We start from the raw sequence: 22,234 nt of genomic DNA, 5'->3' as shown, positions 1-22,234 counted from the left end.
AGCTATGCGGCCCTTGGCTCACTCCAATTCAGGCGGCATGTAATTATGACCTACCGACCATCTGGTCTTCTCCTCTGCTCTTCTTTTTTGAGCAGCCTGCTGGCAACAGGCCATGCAGCAGCAGCCCAGACGGCCACGACCACCACGCAGGTCACAGCCACGACAACCACAGGCACACTTGCAGGCACTGGCACACCAGCCACGACCAAAAAGCCCGTGCGCAAAGGGGCGGAAACCGTGCAGGTTATCCCCCACTCCACCACGCATGAGGCGGAACAGGTTATTGTAACCGCACATCTGGACCGTGCTCGCTCCGAGCTGTCGCCCACCACGGGGGCCAGCGTGTACCATTTCAGCCGTCAGGCGCTGGAGAATATTCCCGGTGGGGATAATGCCCCGCTTAATCAGGTTCTTTTGCAAGCTCCGGGGGTTGCGCAGGACAGTTACGGCCAGATCCATGTGCGCGGAGACCATAACGAAGTGCAGTTCCGCCTTGACGGCGTGCAGCTACCCGAAGGGCTGAGCGTATTCGGGCAGGCACTGATGACCCGCTTTGCCGATAACATGTCCCTGACCACAGGCGCGCTGCCCAGCCAGTTTGGCTTCCTGCAGGCTGCCGTGGTGGATATTACCACCAAAAATGGCACGACCAATGCAGGGGGGAACCTGTCCATTTACGGTGGGGCACGGGATTACTTCTTCCCTTCCCTGCAATATGGTTTTCACAAAGGAAAGTGGGATTTTTTTGCCACGGCGGACTTTGTGCATGACCGCGTGGGCATAGAAAACACCACAAGCTCATTTAACGCCCCGCATGACCTGAGCAACCAGTACCACTTTTTGGGCCATGCCCGTTATACGGTGGATGAAGATACGCGGATCAGCCTGATTGCAGGCATTTCCAACGCGGAATATCAGCTCCCTAACAACCCCGGCCTAACCCCCGATAGCTGGAGCCAAAACTACACGCCCCCCGCAGGGGCCACTACCAACAGCGATAGCCTGAACGAACACCAAAAGCAGATTACCGACTTTGCCGTGCTGGCCCTGCAAAAGGAAATTGGAGCTTTTAGCCTACAGGATTCCGTTTTTACCCGCTACAGCTCCCTGCGCTACTCCCCCGACCCCACCGGGGACCTGCTCTACCTTGGCAATGCCCAGCGGGCCGCGCGCTCGGTCTTTTCCACCGGCACCCAGCACGACGTAACCTGGCGCGCAGCGCGCGACCATACTGTGCGCTTCGGGTTTCAGGTTTTTGTGGAACGCAATGTTTCGAGCACCACATCAACCGTTTTCCCACAGACCAATGTTGGCAGCACCCCGCCCACATACGGCCCCAACCCCTTGAATGTGTATGACAGCAGTGGCAAAACCGGCATGGTTTATGGCGTGTACGCGCAGGACGAATGGCGCCCCTTGCGTAACCTGACCATCAATTACGGCCTGCGTTTTGATGGCGTGAGCGAATACACCGCCGAACACCAGTTTAGCCCGCGTGTAAACCTTGTGTGGAAACCATGGAAAAACGGTACCCTGCACGCAGGCTACTCGCGCTATTTTACTCCCCCACCGTTTGAAATTGTAAGCGGGGCATCGCTTACCCATCTGTACGGCACCAGTGGCGCGCCCAATTCGCTCACAAACAGCAAAGTGCGTGCCGAGCGCGACCATTATTTTGATGCAGGGTTTGACCAGACCATTCTGCCCGGCTGGCATATTGCCTTTGACGCCTATTACAAACTGGCCAAGAACCTGATTGATGAGGGCCAGTTTGGCGCCCCCATTATTCTGAGCGGCTTTAACTACCGCCATGGGCAGGTAAACGGGTACGAAGTCAGCACCTCCTACGACCGCGGCCCACTCTCCCTTTACGGTAATTTTGCATGGTCACGCGCCATTGGTAAAAAAATTACCAGTGCGCAGTTCAATTTTGACCAGGGCGAGCTGGACTACATCAGCAGCCGCTGGGTCCATCTGGACCATGACCAGCGCTGGACCGCATCTGCTGGAGCAGCATACACATTTTTCCACAAAACCCGTGCTCCGCTGCGCCTGTCCGCCACACTGGTCTATGGCAGTGGCCTGCGCGCGGATGATGATGCAAACGGCATCCCCAACGGGCTTGCATTAACACCTTATGCTACCGTTAATTTTTCTGCCGTGCAGACCATTCACAACACCTTTGGCTCGGCATGGCAGGGGGATACGCAGTTAAGGCTGGATGTGATCAATCTGGGAGACCACACCTACATGCTGCGTGATGGTTCGGGCATTGGTGTTACCGCACCCCAATACGGCCTGCGCAGGACCATACTGTGCGGTATATCCCAAGGGTTTTAACAACCGGGGCTGAATGGGCACACCCCGTTCAGCCCTGTTTTCTGCCACTCACCACAAACCGTCCGGCCCACAGCACCAGCAGGGCAAGCAGAGCAATACCCGCACTCCATGCCAGCACCGCGTAAGGGCCGGCGGCACCCAGCACGACCCCGCCGCACAAAGCACCCCCGCCAATACCGGCATTAAAGCCGGTCACGCTAAAGGAGCATGCGGCCTCGCGCTCATCCGGAGCCAGTTCCATGGCGTAACTCTGGGGGGCCATGTTCATAACCGCGCCAACAATCCCCCACACGACCATATCCACCCAGACCAGACCGGGCCACCAGCCTGCCGCCACCATAATGCCGTGGCTGGCTACAAGCGCCGCCGTTGCCACACCAATCAGCCGCCCGGCGGAACAGGGTAGCCGCCCCCCCACCCAGTTGCCGCCAACCCCCGCAACGCCATACACCAGCAGCAGAACGGGAATAAGCCGTTCAGGACTATGCGGAATGGTTTGCAGGAGCGGGATGATATACGTGTAGGCCGTAAAATGCGCGATAATCACCAGCATTGTCAGCACCGCAATATAAACGAACACTGGCTGGCGGAGCAGGCGCAGCAGGTCCAGCCGCCGCCGCTGGGCCGGCATGGCGGGCAACAGCACCAGAGCTGCGGCAAACACCGCCAGAGCCCCTGCACCGCAGGTTAAAAAAGCTGCGCGCCAGCCCAGCCATTGCCCAATGGCGGACACAAGGGGAATACCCCCGGCAAACCCCACCGCAACCCCTGTAAAAGCCCAGCCCGTGGCCCGTGCCACAGGTATGTCCGGGGCCAGACGGACCGCAACCCCCGCAATAACCGACCAGAAAATACCATGCCCCAATGCCAGCATAATGCGCAGCACGGCCATGAGCGCATAATTGGTGACAAAGGCGCAGGCTATATCCACCCCGCCAGCCAGCAGCAGCAGGCTGGCCACAAGTACCCGCCGGTCCACGCCAGAAGTCAGCAATGTTAGCGGAATAGCCGTTAACGCCACCAGCCAGGCATAGCCTGTAACCAGCAGCCCAACCTGCGCGGGGGATACATGCAGCCCCTGTGCAATATCAGTCAGCAACCCAATGGGCATGACCTCGGTCACAAGCCATATGAACGCCCCGACCGAGAGCATGACAAGACGTACCATGGCAGCATAACCCGACAGAATGGAAAAGAAGGCAGACGTGCCCCTACTATGCCAGCCCCGCCTGCACAACCACGCAGAAAACCGTAAGGGCAGGCACGCTCTACTCAGACACGGCACGCCCGATACACCTACCCATAAAAACAGGGGGTGGCGGGCATATGCCCGCCACCCCCTGCATGCACCGCATTAAAACGCTGGAGTTCAGGCCACAGGCTGGGCGGGGGCTGAGGCATCGCCCAGAGCCGCCTTGAGCCGTGCTTCTGCTTCGGGGGAGAGGGATGTCTGCAAAATACGGGCATGGCCTTTGAACTGTTGCAGATCGGCCAGAACCTTATCCGGCTGGGATTTGCGCACCAGCACAAACAGGGCAGAGGTGTTGGGGGGAATGGTGTCGCTCAGTTTGGTAATAAACCCGTCATCAATCCCGTAATCGGACATCTTGCCTGCCAGAGCGCCTGCACCGGCCCCAACGGCACTGCCAATAACAAAGCCTGCCAGCGGGTTAAGGCACAAAAGCCCGACCACCGCACCCCAGAACCCGCCAGAGAACAGCCCCCAGGATGCACCCGCTTTTTCCAGATTAACGCTCTGGTGCAAACGCGGCTTGCCGGTGGCATCCCGCGTGACCACAACGGCATCTTCCAAGTCTAGCAGGTATTCCTTCTGCAAGGTGTGGCATTCGCTCAGCACCTTGGCGGCGTCATCAATATGGTCAAAGCCTAGCACGATCAGATCAGACATGGTATTTCCTTGCTTTTGCGGCTTTCCCCAAAAAGGGGCAACCACGTGAACCCTACGTAATGTAGGGAGCGGGCAAGGCCTTTGCCAGAGTGCTGCGCACAGGGCTGCCAGATGTTTTTTATTTAATATTCCGCCCTGCAACCCCACCGGCCTGCGGTCCGTTGCACCTGTATCTCCTTTTTTAACAACAGGGGGCTACCATGACATTCCTTAACACCGTCTCCAATGCCATCACGCATGTGGGGGATTTTATTACCGGTGCCACGGGCGACAAATCGGGCCTGATGACCGCACTGAACGAAGTGCTCGGCCCCGTCCCCCGGCCCGACCTGCCCAGTAAGCTGGAAAAACGCGCACAGGCCATGGGCATGATCAGCACCATCCGCCGCTGGCAGAGCGCGCCACACAGCCCACCCGCAACCGAGGCAGAAGTGCGGGGATTCTTTTTGCAAGAAGAACTGGACTGGTTTTCTGAACAGACAGGCCTTTCCGACCTGGCAACCATGAAGATGATCCGCAAGATGCTGCCGCAATGCGTCAGGCTGCGGGCCATCCATGACCCGTCCCTTTTCCCGCAGCCGCCCACGGTTCGGGAATGAACCGCCAACCCGCCTGACCTGATGTGGCAGGCATACGATGCCCCCACATCAGGCACGGCTTGCTGTACCGCACCGGGCAGGCACGCTGGCCCAGCGCAGTTAACAGGTGCAAAAAAAACCTTCTGGTCAGAGGCGTAATATCAGGGGAGTTCGCTCAGATTCCAGCCGGTCTGTGCATCATGCACTGCACTGAGCGGAATGGCGTTGGGCAGGCGTACATTGGCTGGCAGGGCCATAACCGCGCGCAAGGCCCGGAACAGCGCCCCGTGGGCCACCACCAGAGGTAACCCATCTGCTGCCGTGGCGCGGTTAAGCGCACGGGCAGCCCTGCTTTTAAGCTCGGCAAACGGTTCAGCCCCCGGTGGGGTGTACTGCTCGGCTATCCAGTCATCATACCAGTCGGCAATGGGCTGGCCTTCCTGCTCGCCAAAGCAGACCTCGGCCAGATCCTCATCCACGCTCAGGGGAAGTTCCGGCAGGCCGTAGGCGACCAGTTCATCCCGCACAATCTGGGCCGTACGGTGGGCACGTTCGAGGGGGGAACACACAATACGTGTAATGGCTCCCGCCCCTTGTGCGCGTATGGCCTGCTCGATCAGCCTGCCAGCCTCCACCGCCTGATCAATCCCGGTCTCGTTCAGCGGCACATCCGTACGCCCCTGAGAAAGACCGGCCCTGTTCCAGTCCGTCTGACCGTGCCGCAGATACCAGTATGGACGGGGGAGAAGCACGGTCATGGCACCTTCAGTCAAACAGGGACGATACGGAGCTTTCGTCCGATACGGCACGCATGGCGCGCGCCAGCAGGCCGGAAATGGTGATCTGGCGGATATTGCTGGCCGCCATGACCGGTGCTGTTGCCTGAATACTGTCTGTCAGGGTCAGCATTTCAATCGGGGACTCGGCAATACGGGGCACGGCCTGCCCGGTGAGCACACCGTGGGTAACGTATGCACCAACCGATGCCGCACCCTGCTGGGCAATGGCGCGGGCTGCGTTGCACAGTGACCCACCGCTATCCACAATATCATCCACCAGCAGGCAGTGACGTCCTTTGACATCGCCAATCACGTTCATGACCTCGGACACGCCTGCGCGCTCACGCCGCTTGTCAATAATGGCCAAATCGGTGTTCAGGCGCTGGGCAAGCTGGCGCGCACGCACCACCCCACCCACATCGGGGGAGACAATCATAAGGTCGCGGTCACCGTACTGGGCGCGGATGTCGCGCACAAACAGGGGGGCTGCGTACAGATTGTCCACCGGAATATCAAAAAAGCCCTGAATCTGCATGGCGTGCAGGTCCAGTGTCAGCACACGGCTGGCCCCGGCTTCCACCAGCAGGTTGGCAACCAGCTTGGCGCTGATAGGCGTACGGGGGCCGGATTTGCGGTCCTGACGGGCATACCCGAAATACGGAATAACTGCCGTAATACGTTTGGCCGACCCGCGACGCAGGGCGTCCAGCATGATCAGCAGTTCCATCAGGTTGTCATTCGTGGGCGTGCAGGTGCTCTGGATGACAAAAACATCCTCACCGCGCACGTTTTCATGAATTTCAACAAACACTTCCATGTCCGCAAAGCGGCGCACGGTTACGTTACACAGGGGCAGGTTCAGCTCTGCTGCAACGGCCTGGGCCAGTGGCAGGTTGCTATTACAGGCGACGATTTTCATGACAAGGACGGTTCCCGGCCTCAGCTGTTACACGAATTAGGAAGGAAGACTGCAGCGAGGGGGGTTTAGCAACCGCGCGCCCCATTGTCATCCACCCTTCGGCCTGCCTGATGCGTCCGGGGTGCAGGCGTGGCCTAAAAGCCGCGTATCTCCGCCCTGTCCATGATCCTTAACTTGCGCAAATCCGCCCTTTTCTCTAAGTGGGAGCGTTGCGGTCGGGCCGGGTACGGGCCTGTGTTCCGGGCAAACTGCCCGCACGGGCAGCACCGCCTGGCAGGGTCAGCCCTTGCCAGTCTGGCGCACAACACCCCACCAATGGCTGTTTACCGCCACATACGCCGCATTCCCCCCTCTTCCGCGCGGATAGTCACGCCCCAGAATACCCTCGGCAGGCAGCCACAGGCCCCTTGCCAGCATGGCACACCCCTTTAGTGGTAATTGCATACCTACTATGCGCATTGCGCATAAGAATCCAACGCAACTCACAGGCCTATCATTGCCGGGCCGGGCACGCATGGGCACATCCCCCGCCCAGTATGGCCACACGGTATTCACGCCCCCACGCCATAAATCAGCCGAGCCATGCGGTTTAATCCACCAACAGGTTATTCGCAGCGCCGCCCGGACGTGACATACTGCCCGGCTGTAATGTCCGCCCGAGCGTGCCCATACGCAACGAGCAAGCCCCAACGGAGCCAGCATGACCCGGCCACCCCCGCCCGGCAGCCGCCATAAAGCCTGTTTTACAACAGGCAGCATCATGCGGCACGTGCTGGTCATGGCCGGAACGGGGGCCATCGGGCTTATGGCCGTGTTTGCGGTTGATATGCTCAACATGGTGTATATCAGCCACCTCAACAACACCGCCATGACCGCGGCCATTGGCTTTGCCAGTGCTGTTATTGGCCTACAGATTGCCATTTCCATTGGCCTGACCATTGGCATAAGTGCCGCCACAGCGCGTGAGATCGGTGCCGGACGGCATGAAGAAGCCCGCTGCCTGGCCGCCTCTTCCATGATTGTCATGACCGTGGTCACAGGGATTCTGGGCCTTGCCACGGCCATGGAGGCCGCCCCCATCCTCCACCTGTTTGGCGCACAGGGGCAAACCCTGACCGAAGCCACAGCCTACCTGCGCATTCTCAGCGTTGCCCTACCCCTGATCTGCGTTGGCATGGGCTGCTCGGCCCTTATGCGGGTGGTGGGGGATGCCAAAGGCTCCATGCATATTACCCTTATGGGGGCCGTGGTGGCGGCCGTGCTCGACCCGCTGTTTATTTTCGGGCTGCATGAAGGGCTTGTGGGGGCTGCCATCAGCACCACCTTCTCCCGCATTGTGGTGGCCGGGGCCGGGCTGCGTGGCGCCCTGCGGCACAGCATGCTGGCCCGCCCCTGCCTGCGCCGCATTGTGCCCGACACCCGCCGGGTGGCTGGCATATCGCTCCCCGCTATCCTGACCAATCTGGCAACACCCGCAGGGGGGGTGTACGTCACGCGCGCCATGTCCGGCTTTGGGCTGGAAGCCGTGGCGGGGCAGGCCTCTATTGAGCGCATGGTGCCGGTGCTGTTCTCGCTCGTGTTTGCGCTGACTGGTTCGGTCGGCCCGATTATGGGCCAGAACGTGGGCGCAGGCCGCCCCGACCGTGTGCGCCAGACCCTGACAGCCGCACTTAAGCTGGTTGTGCTCAGCGTAGGGCTGACCTGGGTTGCACTCTACTTTGCGCAGGACCTGATTATTGCCATGTACAATGCACAGGGGAATGCTGCGGCACTTCTGCACCTGTTCTGCACATGGACCATTGGCAGTTACCTGTTTGTTGGCATGCTGTTTGTTGCCAATGCCGCATTCAACAACCTTGGCTTTCCCCTGTATTCCACCGCGTTCAACTGGGGGCGGGCAACGCTGGGCACCATTCCGTTTGTTCTGCTATGCGCGCATTATGGCCCGCAGGGGGTACAGGTAGGGCAGGCCATGGGTGCAGTGCTGTTTGGGTCATTTGCGGTCTTGACTGCATTCCGTGTCACGCAAACACTCACATCGTCTCCCGCGTCGCACCCTCCGGCGCAGGATATGCGGAGCACGCCAGTTTCTGACGTGCCAACCACCAGTGCAGAAGCCGCCATGGCGGAACTGGACGAAGTGGAAAGTGCCTCCGACCTTTAACCGAGGGAACAGGAATACGCACATGTCCAAGTTGACCACGCAAGAACGCAATGCCCTGCCCGATAGCGCCTTTGCCCTACCCGGCCGCCGCTACCCCATACCAGACGCCACCCATGCAAGGGATGCCCTTGCCCGCGCGAGCGAAATGCTGCATCGGGGCAACCTGACACAGGCGGAATACGACCTGATCCACAGCAAGGCGGAAGCCGTGCTGCGCCAAGAACGACTGTAACGGACCTGAATGCTCGATAAACTCTACGCCCGCGTTCTGCGGCATGCCGCCAGCCCCCACGCGCCTTTATGGCTGGCGGCACTGGCTTTTGCAGAAGCCAGCTTTTTCCCCCTCCCGCCGGAAACGCTGCTTGTCCCCATGGTGCTGGCACAAAAGGACAAGGCATGGCGGTACGCCGCCATCTGCACCGTGGCCAGTGTGGCCGGTGGCCTGCTGGGCTGGCTGATTGGCGCGCTGCTGCTGGATACGCTGGCAAAACCCATTGTGCATTTTTACCATGCCGAACACACACTGCTCTCCTTGCAGGAAAAATTCCGCCAGTGGGGGGTATGGATCATTCTGTTCAAGGGGCTGACCCCCATCCCCTACAAGTTTGTGACCATTGCCAGCGGCATGGCGCATTTTGCCATTCTGCCCTTTATGTGCGCGAGCCTTGTAACCCGTGGCGCGCGTTTTGCGCTGGTGGCGGGCCTGTTGCGCCGCTTTGGCCCAACCATTCAGGATTTTCTGGAAACCCGCCTGCCGCTGGTTACGGGCGTATTCGCCCTTGCCCTGCTTGGCGGCTTTTTGGCGCTGCGCTACCTGTAGCCCCTTAACGGGGCCATATGGCCCCTGTGGCGCACAAGGCAGGCGCGCTCTGGCACGCCTTGCGCTCCACCCCCTGCTCGCGCAGGTAGAAAGACCCAGTTTTTAACACCCCATCCACACCACCAGAACCAACGCGGGAGGCACATCAGGCATGGCAACTCAGATTGCGGTCATTACAGGAGCAGGTTCGGGCATTGGCCGTGCAGCAGCCCGCGCACTGGGGCGCGCGGGGTTTGATGTCGCCCTGCTGGGGCGGGACAAGGAACGCCTGAACGCCACGGCACAGAATCTGGCCCAGCATTCCGTCCACTCCCTTGTCATCAGCGTGGACGTGGCCGACGCACAGGCCGTGCAGGACGCCGCCAACCGGGTTGAAAGCGAACTTGGCCCCATTTCTGTCTGGGCCAACTGCGCGGGGGCCACAGTTGTTGGCCAGGTTGCAGCCCTGAATGCACAGGACATCGCACGGGCTACGCAAGTTACCTATCTTGGCAGCGTTAACGGCACACTGGCGGCCCTGAACGTTATGCGGCGCAGGGGACAGGGGGCAATTATCAACCTTGATCTGGCCCCCACACTGCGTGACCTGCCCCTACAGGCAGCGGAAAATGGCTCCCGCGCGGCCCTGCGCGGCTTTTGCAACAGCCTGCGCACGGAACTGCGGCATGATGCAGACCATATTCGCATTGTTATGGTGGACCTGCCTGCCATTAACACCCCGCATTATGGCTGGACCCGCAACCTGACCGGCAAGCGGCTCAAACCCTTTGGTCCGGTTTACGAACCGGAAGTTGCCGCAGAGGCCATCTGCCGCGCGGCCTTTACTACCAGCCGCTCCATTTCCATCGGTTGGGCCAACAGCTTTGCCGCCCTTTGGCGTCTGGCTGGCCGCAGCTGCCGCGAGGCCCGGCTGGCCAGCCACGGCTACAAAGCCCAGATGAGCCATGACTGGGCTGAGGGCATTCAGCCAGATGACCTGTACAACCCGGTACCCGGCGCTTACGGCGCCGAAGGCCCGTTTGAAGCCAAGGCCCGCAGGCTGAACAGCCCGTTTACGGTTTTTGTCTCGTCCGGTCTGCGGGCCAGCCTGTTTGGTGCGCTCGCAGCCATGGGGATGAGTGCGGCATTCAACCACATCCGCCAGTGCCGCAAAGACTGATCCCGCACGATCAGGGCCGTTAAAGCCCTCCCCCCTGCGTACCCCACCTCAGGCGTGGAAGCGCAGGGGGGAGCGGAGTTATAAAAAACCACTCCGCCCTGCAAAGCTCAATTGTTCAGGCCCGTAACCTGCCATCCCCCACCCCGGCCAGGGGCGGCACAACAAATGGCCCCGCCGCATGGACCTGAATGGTCAGCAGCCCGATCAGCCCTTCCTTTACCCCCTTGAGCGGTAATTCGGCATAACCTGTTGTCCAGCGGCTTATTGCGTTGGCCTCCATAACATGCCAGCCGGGCCATGCGGCGCCCTCCGCCCGCAAATGGCAAATCTGGGGCACATGCCGGCCACCACTAAACAGGGTTATGCCCCCTATTTTGACCCCAAAAGTACGCCTGCCATCCCCATAAGCACCATGAGCAGCCGAAGGCTGGGTGGTGCGCGAGGTGAGGAAAACCTTTTTCACCCCGACTGGCAGCATGTAAAAGCACCTGTCTCCCTCACGCCGCAGCAGCCTGATACGCTGCCCCCGATCCGTGACCAGAAACAGGTCCGGGTCCATGCTCAGTTCCGGTGCAGCCGCAAACGGCCTGCACCCCGGCACGCTGGGGCCGCGTGCGCGCAACTGGGCAAACATGGCTGCCAATGCCGCCCGCTCCACCTGCGGGGATGGCAGAACCTCCTTCTCCCACACATGGGGAGCCGCACGGCCCACACGCACGACCCCACCGGCCCATGCCTCTGCCTGCCCTGCCTCCTGCGCCAGATAAAACTCTGTGGGCACGCCATTGGCTACAAGAACAGCATGCGTTTCTGTTTGCATAAGGGTGTAATTATAGCTGGCAATACTGTGATCATAAAAAATACTGCCACCATTCACCAGCAGGCGTACGGGCACAAAGCGCCCGTTATGCAAAACGGTATGCTGAGGGGTAAGCAGCAGGTCCCGGTCGGGCAGGTTCTGCCCCAGTGCATGGCGTAAAACGCGAATGGGGTAGCCTGCCTCCTCCTCCGCGCAGTCGGGGCGGACCTGCACATGCCCGCGGGCAACCCACAACAAGCGCTGGGTTGTCATGCCGCCCTTGCTCCACACATCTACAAGGCTGCCGGCCTGCAATGCCTCTACCTCTGCGGGAGCATTTGCGGTGTGGATGTCCGTGCCCTCAATAAAGCAGGCTCGGGTACGGGTCTGGCCTTTTTCCGCCGTAATGCGCAGCGGGCAGCGTGTATCGGCCACATGGTATTCCCCGGCATCCAGCACGGCCCCCTGGGCCAGTTCCACGGTAAAACGCCCGACTTCCTCCTGCCCCTGACCGTACAGGACAATGCTCCGGCAATGGCGGTCCGCGCTCACGCGGCAGGTCACGACTGGCTGAGCACTATGGCGGACCTCGATCATGGCCTGTTCGGGGTTGTAATCCATGATTGCAGTGCCAGACAGGTCAAACGGTGCATAATCCGCGTGGATCACCACCGTACCGCCCCCGGCCCCAAAGCGCACCGTGGCCCCGCACAGCACCTCGGCCAGCCCAGCCCCGCAGGAGAACACACCCCCATAGGCAATGTTCAGTTCCACACCATCGAGTGCGGCATTGGGCTCCGTGGGGGCAAACATAGCGTACCCCCCCACCACATACACCCGCAAACCAGCGGGCGCGCCAAGGGCCACACCCAGCAGGGCATTACCACCTATGTAAAATGCACTCCCCAACGGGGCGTGCCCGGTAGCGGGGCCTATGCCAAACGTGGCGTGCACGCCCGGCGGCACAACATAGGTGCCCCCCGCAGGTGCTGGCACGGCACGGGACGACCCGTGCGTGCCTAAAAGGACATTCCCGTTGGTCTGTCCGCCAAAAATGGCAGGGTGAATAACACCGGCATAAATACGCGTACCATCGGGGGCGGTCATGGCCACATGGTAGCCGTCGCGCACCCCCAGAAAACCCTGATGGTCCGTAATTGCGCAGCTTACGCCATTGGTATTGACATAATGCACCATCGCCACCCCCCTCCCCTGTAAAATACCCTGAAGGAAAAGGCTTAGTGGCCGAATTATAAAAAATGGTTAATAAATCTTTATACGCTATACGCGTTGACGATAAATTAACTCTGCAAGCGCATTATACCAGACCGCCCCCCCACACCCACCATGCGGAGTGTGCGTCTTCCAGCCGGTCTGCGGCCTGCCGTGCTGCCTGCGGTGTGGCAAACAGCCCAAAACATGTTGCGCCAGACCCGCTCATACGGGCCATAAGGCAGCCATCCTGCCCGCCAATATCCGCCAGAACATGGCCAACAGGGGGGCAGACAGCACAGGCGGCCTCTTCCAGACTATTCCCCTGCTGTTTGAGAAAAGCCACCACATCGGCAATATCGGCCCAGTTATCGGGCAAGGGAGCGCGCGGCAGAAAAGCCCCATCCCGGCGGCGGAACACCTCGGGGGTGGAAACAGCCTGCCCGCAATTTACCAGAACCATCCCGCATTCGGGCAGGTGGGCGGCGGGGGTCAGGTTTTCCCCTATTCCTTCCATCCGCATTGTCTGGCTGAGCAGGCAGACGGGCACATCCGCCCCCAGTGTCTGGGCCAGTGCCAGCAGGTCTGCCCGGCTGGCCTGTACGTTCCATGCCCGGTCCAGCAGGCGCAGGGCCGCAGCGGCATCGGCCGAACCTCCGCCAATGCCAGAGGCCACAGGCAGCTTTTTTTCCAGCACCAGTGTACCGCCCGGCAACCGGGTCTGGCTCCCGCGCAGCCCCTGCAGGGCATGGGCCGCACGAAGTACAAGGTTGTCCGCCCCCGTGGAGGCAGCATCCAGCACACGGCCAAAACGGCCGGTAACATGCAGGCTCAGTGGTTCGGGGCCGGGCTGGTAGTGCAGCACATCGCCCGCCCCGGCAAACACCACCAGACTGTCCAGCAGGTGGTAGCCATCCGCCCGGCGGCCGGTAACGTGCAGGTACAGGTTAACCTTGGCGGGGGCTGCCTCTGTAAATGCAAAGGTGGAGACATCCAGTGCTGCAACGGTCACGGCGTGTGCTTTCCTTGTTCCTGAACAGGTTGTGCGGGGGCGGGTTGCGCGGCCGGAGCCGGCTGTGCCGCAGGGCTACCCACCCCGGCAGGAGGTGTGGGGGGAACACCCGCTTTTTGCAAGGCCGCCCGTATAAGGCTTTCAGCCGCCGGGCTGGGGTGTAAGCCCAGCGCCACATTCCACTGGTCCACGGCTTCGGTCTTGCGGCCAATACGCCAGTAGGCCTCGCCCAGATGGTAGTTTACCTCCGGGTCTTCCGGTGTCTGCTCGGCGGCTTTTTCCAGCAGGGGAATCCCCCCCGCCAGATCACCCTGCTCCACGCGCACCCAGCCCAGACTGTCTGTTATGGCAGCGTCCTGGTCATCCAGCGCATGGGCCTTGCGCAAAAGCTGTTCGGCTTCGGCCAGGTCTTCATGCTGTTCGACCATGCCGTAACCCAGAAAATTGAGTAAAAGCGGCTCATCCGGGGCATAGGCCAGCGCAGCGCGGGTATCATTTTTGGCAGCGGCCCAGTCCCCCGCTTCATGGTAGGCCATGCCGCGCAGGAACAGGAGCGTCCAGTCCGGGCTTTTCTGCACGTTGGCCAGATCAATTGCACGGGTATAGGCTGCTATGGCGGCCTTCCAGTCCTTGGTCTGGCTGAAGGCGTTACCCAGCGAGCGCTCTATAATAATCTGGCCCGGCACCTGCTGGGCAAGATGCTGGAGGAGCGGTATGGCCTCGGCCGGGTGGTCGTTAGTGGTTTCCAGCACCGCAAGGCGCAGGGTCGCGACCATGGCCAGCGGGTCCTGCGGGGGAACGCGCACCAGTGTTTCGCGCGCGGCGGCAAAATGGTGCTCGTCGTCCTGAATTTCCGCCAGCATCAGGCGGGCATCAGCCAGCGTTGGGTCCATGGCCAGCGCAAAGCCCAGCATCAGGCGGGCGGCCTCATTAAACTGGAACAGGTTAAGCGCGCTGCCCTCCCCTTCCATTCCCTGCTGGGCCTGCTCCCGCGCCTGCTGGCGGAGCAGGAAGGCGGTTAGCACATAGGCACGGGCGATTCCCTCCCGCGCGGATGTCACGGGGTAATGGGCGATTTCCGCCTGCAGGGCGGGGCCTGCCAGCCCCAGAATGGAGTCTGTTGCCACCAGTTTACGAATAACGGCCCGTGCCTTGTCCTGCTGGCCATGGTTCCATAGCCACGCCGCGTGGGAGCGGGTCAGGAGCATGTCGTAGCCGGGCATGGCTTTCTGGGCCTGCACAAACAGCGCCCCCGCCCGGTCGGACTGGCCTGCCACCTGCGCAATAAGTGCGGCATGCAGGGTATAAAACGGCATAAGACCGGAGCCGGGCACATGGAGCAGGTTTTCTATTGCCTCATCCGCGTGGCCCTGCGCCTGCTGGCACCACGCCAGCAGCAGCGGCACAATCAGGCGGGCCATGGGGTCGGCCCCGGCACGGTGATAATACTGCACGGCCTCGGGCCATGTGCCTCGCATAGCTGCGTCATCCCCCAGAACAAGGGCGGAGATCACACTCCTGTCCTGTGGTGTTTTATCCACAACCCGGGCCAGTTCCACCGCCTGAGGGGCACCAACCATGACGCTGCGTACAAAAGCCTGCCGCAACAGGTCTGCATCCGCCGGGTCCGCCTGCAATGCCTTGCGGAAGGCCTGCGCTGCCTCAAGGTCATCCCCCAGGCGCACAGCCACGATCCCGCGCAGGTAAGCCTCCGAATCGACATACCCGTGCCCGGCTTGGGCAGCGGGGCCGGTTTTATGGTGTAAAACACGTGCAGGCTCAGGCACCGCCGCCAGCGCAGGCGACACCAGCATGGTGGCAGACAGCAGGAAAACCGTAGGCATAAGACGACAAAACAGCATAAGAACCCTATTCAGGCTGAGACGGCAGCACCGGGTTGCCGCGGCTGGCGGCCCACATCTGCCAGCATAGCAAATGAGGAACGACATGAACGGCTGGCTTTGTCTCTACCGCGCTCATGCCAAACCGCCAAACCATCCGCTCCATATTCTGGTCCACCCCGTGATTGTGATAGGGGTGGGATAATGCACGATGCCCTCTCCCTCCTCCGCCTCTATACCGAATGGGGGGTGGATACCGCCGTAACCGACACCGCCACAGACCACCGCCTGAGCGGGGCCGGCGCGCACCATCTGCCACGCCTGCCCAACCCCGGCAAACCCCGCCAGAGCGCGCCAGCCGTGCAGGCTCCGCCCATGGTAGCGCCCCATACCCTGCGGCAGAACCCCACCCCTGCGGCGGGGAGTGAAGGCGGCATTACCAGTCTGGGCGAGTCCATAGCCCTTGCCCAGCAGGCCGCCGCACAGGCAACCACACCGGATGCCCTGCGCACTGCCATGGAGCAGTTTGATGCATGCTCCCTGCGCGGCACGGCCATGCACACACTCCTGCCCTCCGGCCCGACCAACGCCCCGCTCATGCTGATCGGGGAAGCCCCTGATGCGGATGAGGACCGGAGCGGCCATGTTTTTGCCGGCCTGTGCGGCACCTTGCTGGATACACTGCTGGCCCCGCTGCCACTGGAGCGCAGCCAGTTAACCCTTGCCACCGCCCTGCCGTGGCGCCCCCCCGGTGGCCGCCCGCCATCGGATGCGGAGCAGCGCATCTGCCTGCCCTTCCTGCACCGTGCGATCACCCTGTTTGCCCCCCGCCGCCTTGTGCTGTGCGGCCGCCTGCCCGCAACCATGCTGCTCGGCAAAGACACCCCCGCCGCACGGCGCGAATGGGGCACGCTGGCCCTGCCCGGTCTGGGGGATGTGCCGGTTCTGGCCATGCGCCACCCGCTCCAGCTCCGTGCCTCCCCCACAGCCCGGCGGGAGATATGGCAAACGCTTATGCTGGTGATGAAAACACTGCGTGACACGCCATGAAGCAACCAAGGGGATAGTGGCAATATCCCCACACCCGTCACAAAGAATTACAGCATGAAATAACGCCAAATACCTTTGAAAAACAAAGAACTCCAAAAGCAACAACCGTTGCGTTACGCCAAAGTGCGCAATGGTTTCTCCAACACGCCAACCAATGTTTACACAGAGTAAACTTGCTTTTTGCGCGCAAAAAGCCTAGACCCCGCCAGCCATGCGAGCGATAGGTCAAATTCCTCATCAGATCGCGGCAAAAGCCTTTTTGGCTGGAGCCGCTCTTTTGGCCAGCGCTTCCGTCACCACGACGAGAGCCCATGCCAGTTCCCCGGACCACGGGGCGGAACCGCACAGCGAAGAGCTGGCGATGGTTCTGCCGCGCCGGGCTTTTCCGGAAGGCGATGATCTTGTACTACCCAGACCACTGCCACAGGATGTAGCAACCAACATCCGTGCCGTTTTCCGTCTCCAGCGCATGGGTGCGTTTGCCGAGGCGATCAACAGCACCACCCATCTGACCGACTCACTGCTGCTGGGTGAGATGGAGGCAAACCGCTACCTCAACCCCAGCTACCACCCCAGTGCGACCGAGCTGCGCAACTGGCTCAAGCAATACACCTCCTACGCGGATGCTCCGGCCGTATGGGCGCGGCTTGCCGCCCTGCCCGAACGGGGTGGGCCCATGCCCGCAGCCCCTTCCACCGAGCATCTGGCCCCCGAACACGCCGCCCTTGCGGCAGGGCCGCTGCAGGAGTTCACCCGCAACCCCATGCTGGACCGCACTTTGCGTGAACGCACGACATGGGGCCTTAAAGGTGTGCATAGTGCTCTGCACCTGATCAGCATCACGCCGGGTATGACCCCTGCGTATGCCGCCCAGTTGCAGGCCGAAACCGCACAGGCCATGCTGGCCGCGGGTGAAACCGATCTGGCGCTGGACATCAGCCGCACAGCCAACACCGTATCCCACGGGCGCAATGCGCTGGCGGGTTATGTGGCCGGGCTGGCCCTGTGGCAGAAGCAGGACTACGCGCAGGCCAGACAGTTTTTTGAACGTGCCTCCCACGCACCGCGCGCCACGCCGGAAATGCGGGCCGCAAACGCCTTCTGGGCCGCGCGGACGCACGAAAAAACCAATAATCCCCACAGCCAGCACCTGTGGCTCCAGCATGCCGCCACCTTCCCCCGCACATTTTACGGGCTTCTGGCGAACACCATGCTGCGTGCGGCAAGCACCCCACACAAGCTGAGCGAACGCCACGGCCTTGCCAGCTTTGCTCCCCTGGAAAGCTCGGGCGCCAACAGCCAGAGCACGGCCTCCGCCCCGGTTCTGACCGAAATTGACATAGAAGCCGTGGGGAATACCGAGGTTGGCCGGCGCGTATTTGCCCTGCTTCAGGTCGGGGAGCCGGAAATAGCGGAAAACGCCATGCGCCGCGCATGGCCCAACCTGCATGACGTCACCCTCGCCCGGTCCTTCCAGCTGGTAGCCGGGGCGGCGGGGCTGCATGACCTTGCGCGCGAAATGGAGGATTCCCTGCAAAGCCAGGCAACCTCCGCGCAAAGCACGGACGATGCGCCCCTACCACAACTGCGCCCACGCAACGGCTTTACCATGGACCCGGCACTTGTTTACGCGCTGGCCCGTGTGGAATCCAACTTTGATGCCCGCGCCGTATCCGGCGCAGGGGCCCACGGGCTGATGCAGATCCGCCCCATAACGGCCGATTTTGTTACCAGTGCCTCTGCCTCCAACCCCAACCACAGGTTTGAGCGTTCGGCCTCTGCCCTGCATGACCCCAGCCTTAATCTGGAAATCGGGCAGCGCTACGTGCAGTATCTGGCCAAGCTGACCCAGCAGGCCAACCATACCGAAGCACGGGGCGGGGACATCATCCGCCTGCTGGCCAGTTACAATGCAGGCCCCAATGCACTGGCCCACTGGGAGAATCTGGCGGCATCCTCGGATGATCCGCTCATGTTCATGGAACTGCTCCCCAACCAGGAAACCCGGAACTACGTCCACCGGACCCTGACCTATCTGTGGCGCTATGCTGCAAAAATGAAGCTGCCCACCCCTTCCCTGAGTGCTCTGGCACACGGCACATGGCCTGACTTTGCGGATGAAACCGCTCTGGCCAGCACCCTGCATTAAATCAATGCAGGCTCAGGGGGCCTTCCCTTCGGGGAGTGTGGGGTAGGCACCTTACAATCCGGCCTGAGCATTCGCTTGCACAACAAAGGGGCGCTGGCATAAGCCAAGCGCCCCTTTGTTGTATCTCCCCTGCCAGAACAGGCCGGGCACCATACAGGCACACCCCACACCGGCCCGGCACACATGCGGGGAACGGGAGGAGGTGTGCCCGGTCGGGTCTTCCCTCAGTTCTCCGCCAGTGCCTGACGGCTGGCCCGCACACGGGCCACACGGCGGCCTTCCACTTCCAGCACCTCAAACAGCCAGCCATCATAGGCCACCTTATCCCCCGCTGCGGGCACACGCCGCAGTAAGGCCAGCAGTAGGCCACCCAGAGTGTGGTAGCTGCCTTCCTCCGGCAAAGAGCGCAGGCCCAGCATATCCTTGATCTCATCCACCGAGGCGGTTCCTTCAAGGCTGATCACAGCATCGGGCGCAGGCACGTTAGCCGCGTGGTGGCTGGACTGGGGCTGCTCGTGCGAGGTTTCCCCCACAATGGCGTCAAACAGGTCCGCCGGGGTCACGACCCCTTCAAACGCCCCGTATTCGTCCAGCACGAAGGCCATACCCAGACTGATGCTACGCATACGCTCCAGCATATCCAGCGCGGAAATGCTGTCCGGCACCACCACCATCGGCCGCATGCCCGCTTCAATGGAAACAGGCATGCCCTCAAGCACCCGGTCCAGCATGTCCTTGGCCAGAATAACGCCCACGGGGTTATCCACCCCCCCTTCGCACACCACAATGCGGGCGTAGCTGGTCTGCTTGAGCACCTGCACCAGTGCCTCACGCCCGGCATGGCGGTCTATCCAGCACAGTTCGTTTCTGGGCGTCATAATTGCCCGTACAGGCCGGTCTGCCAGCCGCAGGAGCCGCTCGATCATGCTGCGCTCCTCGTGCTCCAGCACGCCCAGACGCGCTCCTTCGGCTATGTAGGCTTTGAGTTCCTCTTCCGTCAGGCTCTGGTTGACCGCATCACTCGCCCCCATCAGGCGCAGGACCATGTTGGAGGAGGCCCGCAGCAGCATGACCACCGGGCCCGTGACCCTGGCCAGCAGTTCCAGCGGCATGGCCAGACGGGCAGCCATTTTTTCCGGCTCCCGCAGAGCAAGCTGCTTGGGCACCAGTTCCCCCAGCACCAGCATGATGGCGGTAATGAAAACCACCACAACAACCATGGAAAGCTGCGGGGCAAAGGGTTTGAGAAGGGCAAAGCGTTCCAGAATGGGGGTCAGGTGCGCCTCGATCTGCACACCGCCAAACGTGCCTTCCAGAATGGAGACAAGCGTCATGCCTACCTGCACCGTGGGCAGGAAGATCTGCGGGTCCTCGGCCAGCCGCATGGCCCGGTCCGCACCGCGCATACCGCTCTCCTGCAACTGCGCCAGACGCGGCTTACGCACGGAAATAAGGGCGAGTTCACCCATGGCGAACACTGCGTTGAGGAAAACCAGAAAGAAAATAACAAGAATGGAAAGTGCCATGGGTAAAACCAACACGCCTTTATGCTGTAGCGGGCTTTGCGCAACAAAAGCCCCACGCGCACGATAAGGGATGATCCCGCGGGAGACCAGCGCCGAACATGCGACCCTCCCTACCGGCCAGGTCCATGCAGCGTGTGTATGCCTGCCCATCGGATAAAGCGGACCAAATCGGTATTCTTTTTACGGCAGGCACAAAAAAACGGCTCCCGAAGGAGCCGTTTTCTGTCTCACCTAACCGATTCGCACAGGGCCGAATCAGTCTGCGGCACTGCTTTCTGCGGGTTCAGCAGCCTTGGGGGCCTCGTCATTCGCACCTTCGGTACGCACGACCTTAACCCGGGGAGCCTTGGCGGGCTTGCGCGCCGCAATGGCTTCCATCTGCTCTTCCACCTGCTTGGAAAACACGTACTGGGCCGGACGCTGGTTAGCCAGAGAGATTTCCGGCACCATCGGCTTTTCGGTTTCGGGGCCAAACAGCGCGACCTTGGCAATGTGCCAGGGGCGGCGGACGGCATCCATAACAGCGGTGGATTCATAACCGGAATGCACCATGCAGTCGGCACATTTTTCGTAGTTACCGGTGCCGTAATCGTCCCACTTGGTGTCGTCCATCAGCTCACGGAAGGACTTGGCGTAGCCTTCACCCAGCAGGTAGCACGGACGCTGCCAGCCAAACACGTTACGCAGGGGCTTACCCCACGGCGTGCAGTGGTACTGCTCGTTACCGGCAAGGAAGTTGAGGAAGAGCGGAGACTGCGTAAACCGCCACTTCTTGCCCTTACCCAGACGGAACACATCGCGGAAGAGCTGCTTGGTTTTCTGCCGGTTGAGGAAGTGCGCCTGATCGGGTGCACGCTCGTAGGCATAGCCCGGTGCGGTCATGATCCCGTCCACGCCCATGGCCATCACTTCATCAAAGAAGTTGGCCATACGCTGGGGGTCTGCCCCATCGAACACGGTGCAGTTGATGGACACGCGGAAACCGCGCGCCTTGGCCTTTTTAATGGCTGCAACCGCGCGTTCGTACACCCCGTCCTGACAGACGGAGGCATCGTGCATGGTCTTGTCGCCATCCAGATGCACATCCCACGAGAAGAAGGGGGATGGTTCGTAATCGTCCATCTTCTTTTCAAGAAGCAGGGCGTTCGTGCACAGGTAGACGTACTTCTTGCGCGCGATCAGCCCACGGATGATTTCGGGCATTTCCTTGTGCAGCAGCGGTTCCCCGCCGGCTACGGCAATAACTGGTGCGCCTGCTTCCGCATCCGCATCCAGACATTCCTGCACGGTCATGCGCTGGTTGAGAATAGCCGCTGGGTAATCGATTTTTCCGCAGCCTGCACAGGCCAGGTTGCAGCGAAAAAGCGGCTCAAGCATGAGCACCAGCGGATAGCGCTTGCGCCCCGTAATATGCTGTTTGACAACGTAACTGCCGACCCTGACGGCCTGCATTATCGGTACGGCCATAAACCCCCGCTTTGGCGCATCCACTTAACGCCTGTATCGTGACTGGTAGTTAAGACAAGTCAGTATTGAGTATGTCCATAAAGCGCGCGACCGGACCTGCTGCCTGCCTGGCCTGCTACTCCACCCGTGGACTGTTAGAAGGAGCAACAGGCGCGGAACATGTATAGCCACGCGTGTATGAGGTATTCGCCTGCATATAGGTGGCCTCGTTTGTCAAGCTCAAGTCTTTTTCGCTACCTGTTGCAAAAAAGACACAATCAGCAGCGAGTTTTGTTTCCGTGCTTGCGTTCTTTCACAAAACATTAAACCAAACCCCATTGGTTCGCGATGTCTGTCGGCATGTTAACGCGATGTAAGGCACGCCGGGGAGCAGCATACCCTGCCTGAAAAAGGCAGTTATGTGCCGTTTTCCGCTAAAAAGAAGATGGAAACAATCGCATGGACAGTTCTAAAAACCAGAACGCCGCGTCACCGATTCCCACTTTTGGCCGTTTTCCTGCGCTGGATCGT

General features: G+C 61.0%; 18 protein-coding genes. 8 read left to right on the top strand and 10 right to left on the bottom strand.

Going from position 1 to position 22,234, the window contains the following annotated elements:
- Window positions 1–45: 45 nt before the first annotated feature.
- A complete protein-coding gene (locus tag HK20_RS11770; protein ID WP_086647236.1) occupies window positions 46–2,340 on the top strand; it encodes a TonB-dependent receptor in 2,295 nt (764 codons plus the stop codon).
- Between the two features lie 28 nt (window positions 2,341–2,368).
- Here HK20_RS11770 and HK20_RS11765 read toward each other — a convergent pair whose 3' ends face one another.
- Together HK20_RS11765 and HK20_RS11760 are read right to left on the bottom strand one after the other, a co-directional pair.
- On the bottom strand, window positions 2,369–3,508 hold the full coding sequence (locus tag HK20_RS11765; RefSeq protein ID WP_086647235.1) for an MFS transporter: 1,140 nt from the start codon (window positions 3,506–3,508) through the stop codon (window positions 2,369–2,371).
- 201 nt (window positions 3,509–3,709) lie between these two features.
- Window positions 3,710–4,249 (bottom strand): DUF1269 domain-containing protein, encoded by a 540-nt coding sequence (locus HK20_RS11760; protein ID WP_086647234.1) that lies wholly within the window; start codon window positions 4,247–4,249, stop codon window positions 3,710–3,712.
- Between the two features lie 200 nt (window positions 4,250–4,449).
- Between HK20_RS11760 and HK20_RS11755 the strand changes: the two genes are divergently transcribed.
- Complete coding sequence (locus tag HK20_RS11755; RefSeq protein WP_086647233.1) at window positions 4,450–4,848, top strand: hypothetical protein; 399 nt, start codon at window positions 4,450–4,452, stop codon at window positions 4,846–4,848.
- A 140-nt stretch (window positions 4,849–4,988) separates the two neighbouring features.
- Here the strand turns inward: HK20_RS11755 and HK20_RS11750 are convergent, their stop codons facing one another.
- The 3 genes from HK20_RS11750 to HK20_RS13010 form a co-directional block, all read right to left on the bottom strand.
- Window positions 4,989–5,585 carry a histidine phosphatase family protein gene (locus HK20_RS11750; RefSeq protein ID WP_086647232.1) on the bottom strand — a complete coding sequence of 199 codons (597 nt, stop codon included), beginning with the start codon at window positions 5,583–5,585 and terminating at the stop codon, window positions 4,989–4,991.
- Window positions 5,586–5,592: 7 nt separating this feature from the next.
- Window positions 5,593–6,525, bottom strand: coding sequence for a ribose-phosphate pyrophosphokinase (locus HK20_RS11745; protein ID WP_086647231.1), 933 nt, complete (start codon window positions 6,523–6,525; stop codon window positions 5,593–5,595).
- 279 nt (window positions 6,526–6,804) lie between these two features.
- Window positions 6,805–6,942 (bottom strand): hypothetical protein, encoded by a 138-nt coding sequence (locus HK20_RS13010; protein ID WP_158093066.1) that lies wholly within the window; start codon window positions 6,940–6,942, stop codon window positions 6,805–6,807.
- A gap of 283 nt (window positions 6,943–7,225) precedes the next feature.
- Between HK20_RS13010 and HK20_RS11740 the strand changes: the two genes are divergently transcribed.
- From HK20_RS11740 to HK20_RS11725, 4 genes are all read left to right on the top strand, one after another.
- Window positions 7,226–8,689, top strand: coding sequence for an MATE family efflux transporter (locus HK20_RS11740; protein ID WP_086647230.1), 1,464 nt, complete (start codon window positions 7,226–7,228; stop codon window positions 8,687–8,689).
- 22 nt (window positions 8,690–8,711) lie between these two features.
- Window positions 8,712–8,921, top strand: coding sequence for a hypothetical protein (locus tag HK20_RS11735; RefSeq protein ID WP_086647229.1), 210 nt, complete (start codon window positions 8,712–8,714; stop codon window positions 8,919–8,921).
- Between the two features lie 9 nt (window positions 8,922–8,930).
- On the top strand, window positions 8,931–9,509 hold the full coding sequence (locus tag HK20_RS11730) for a YqaA family protein (protein ID WP_086647228.1): 579 nt from the start codon (window positions 8,931–8,933) through the stop codon (window positions 9,507–9,509).
- A 151-nt stretch (window positions 9,510–9,660) separates the two neighbouring features.
- Entirely contained in the window at window positions 9,661–10,668 is a 1,008-nt protein-coding gene (locus HK20_RS11725) for an SDR family oxidoreductase (protein WP_086647227.1), read from the top strand.
- 115 nt (window positions 10,669–10,783) lie between these two features.
- Here the strand turns inward: HK20_RS11725 and HK20_RS11720 are convergent, their stop codons facing one another.
- The 3 genes from HK20_RS11720 to HK20_RS11710 form a co-directional block, all read right to left on the bottom strand.
- A complete protein-coding gene (locus tag HK20_RS11720; protein ID WP_086647226.1) occupies window positions 10,784–12,664 on the bottom strand; it encodes a Hint domain-containing protein in 1,881 nt (626 codons plus the stop codon).
- Window positions 12,665–12,785: 121 nt separating this feature from the next.
- Entirely contained in the window at window positions 12,786–13,691 is a 906-nt protein-coding gene (locus HK20_RS11715; RefSeq protein WP_086647225.1) for a 4-(cytidine 5'-diphospho)-2-C-methyl-D-erythritol kinase, read from the bottom strand.
- The gene (locus HK20_RS11710) at window positions 13,688–15,553 is read right to left on the bottom strand and encodes a tetratricopeptide repeat protein (protein WP_086647224.1); all 1,866 of its coding nucleotides are present in this window, start codon (window positions 15,551–15,553) and stop codon (window positions 13,688–13,690) included. Before HK20_RS11710 ends, HK20_RS11715 begins: the two co-directional genes overlap by 4 nt.
- A gap of 183 nt (window positions 15,554–15,736) precedes the next feature.
- On the opposite strand from HK20_RS11710, the gene HK20_RS11705 reads away from it, so the two are divergent.
- Together HK20_RS11705 and HK20_RS11700 are read left to right on the top strand one after the other, a co-directional pair.
- Window positions 15,737–16,582 (top strand): uracil-DNA glycosylase family protein, encoded by an 846-nt coding sequence (locus HK20_RS11705; protein ID WP_233129201.1) that lies wholly within the window; start codon window positions 15,737–15,739, stop codon window positions 16,580–16,582.
- 211 nt (window positions 16,583–16,793) lie between these two features.
- Window positions 16,794–18,731 (top strand): transglycosylase SLT domain-containing protein, encoded by a 1,938-nt coding sequence (locus tag HK20_RS11700; RefSeq protein ID WP_086647223.1) that lies wholly within the window; start codon window positions 16,794–16,796, stop codon window positions 18,729–18,731.
- A 224-nt stretch (window positions 18,732–18,955) separates the two neighbouring features.
- Here the strand turns inward: HK20_RS11700 and HK20_RS11695 are convergent, their stop codons facing one another.
- On the bottom strand, window positions 18,956–20,257 hold the full coding sequence (locus HK20_RS11695) for a hemolysin family protein (protein ID WP_086647241.1): 1,302 nt from the start codon (window positions 20,255–20,257) through the stop codon (window positions 18,956–18,958).
- A 255-nt stretch (window positions 20,258–20,512) separates the two neighbouring features.
- The gene (gene hpnH / locus HK20_RS11690) at window positions 20,513–21,724 is read right to left on the bottom strand and encodes an adenosyl-hopene transferase HpnH (RefSeq protein ID WP_086647240.1); all 1,212 of its coding nucleotides are present in this window, start codon (window positions 21,722–21,724) and stop codon (window positions 20,513–20,515) included.
- Window positions 21,725–22,234: the final 510 nt, after the last annotated feature.

The sequence above is a fragment of the Acetobacter sp. DsW_54 genome (genome assembly GCF_002153575.1).
Lineage (GTDB): Bacteria > Pseudomonadota > Alphaproteobacteria > Acetobacterales > Acetobacteraceae > Acetobacter > Acetobacter fabarum.
The sequence above is the reverse complement of the archived record's forward strand: the minus strand, read 5'-3'. Positions and strand labels throughout refer to the sequence as shown.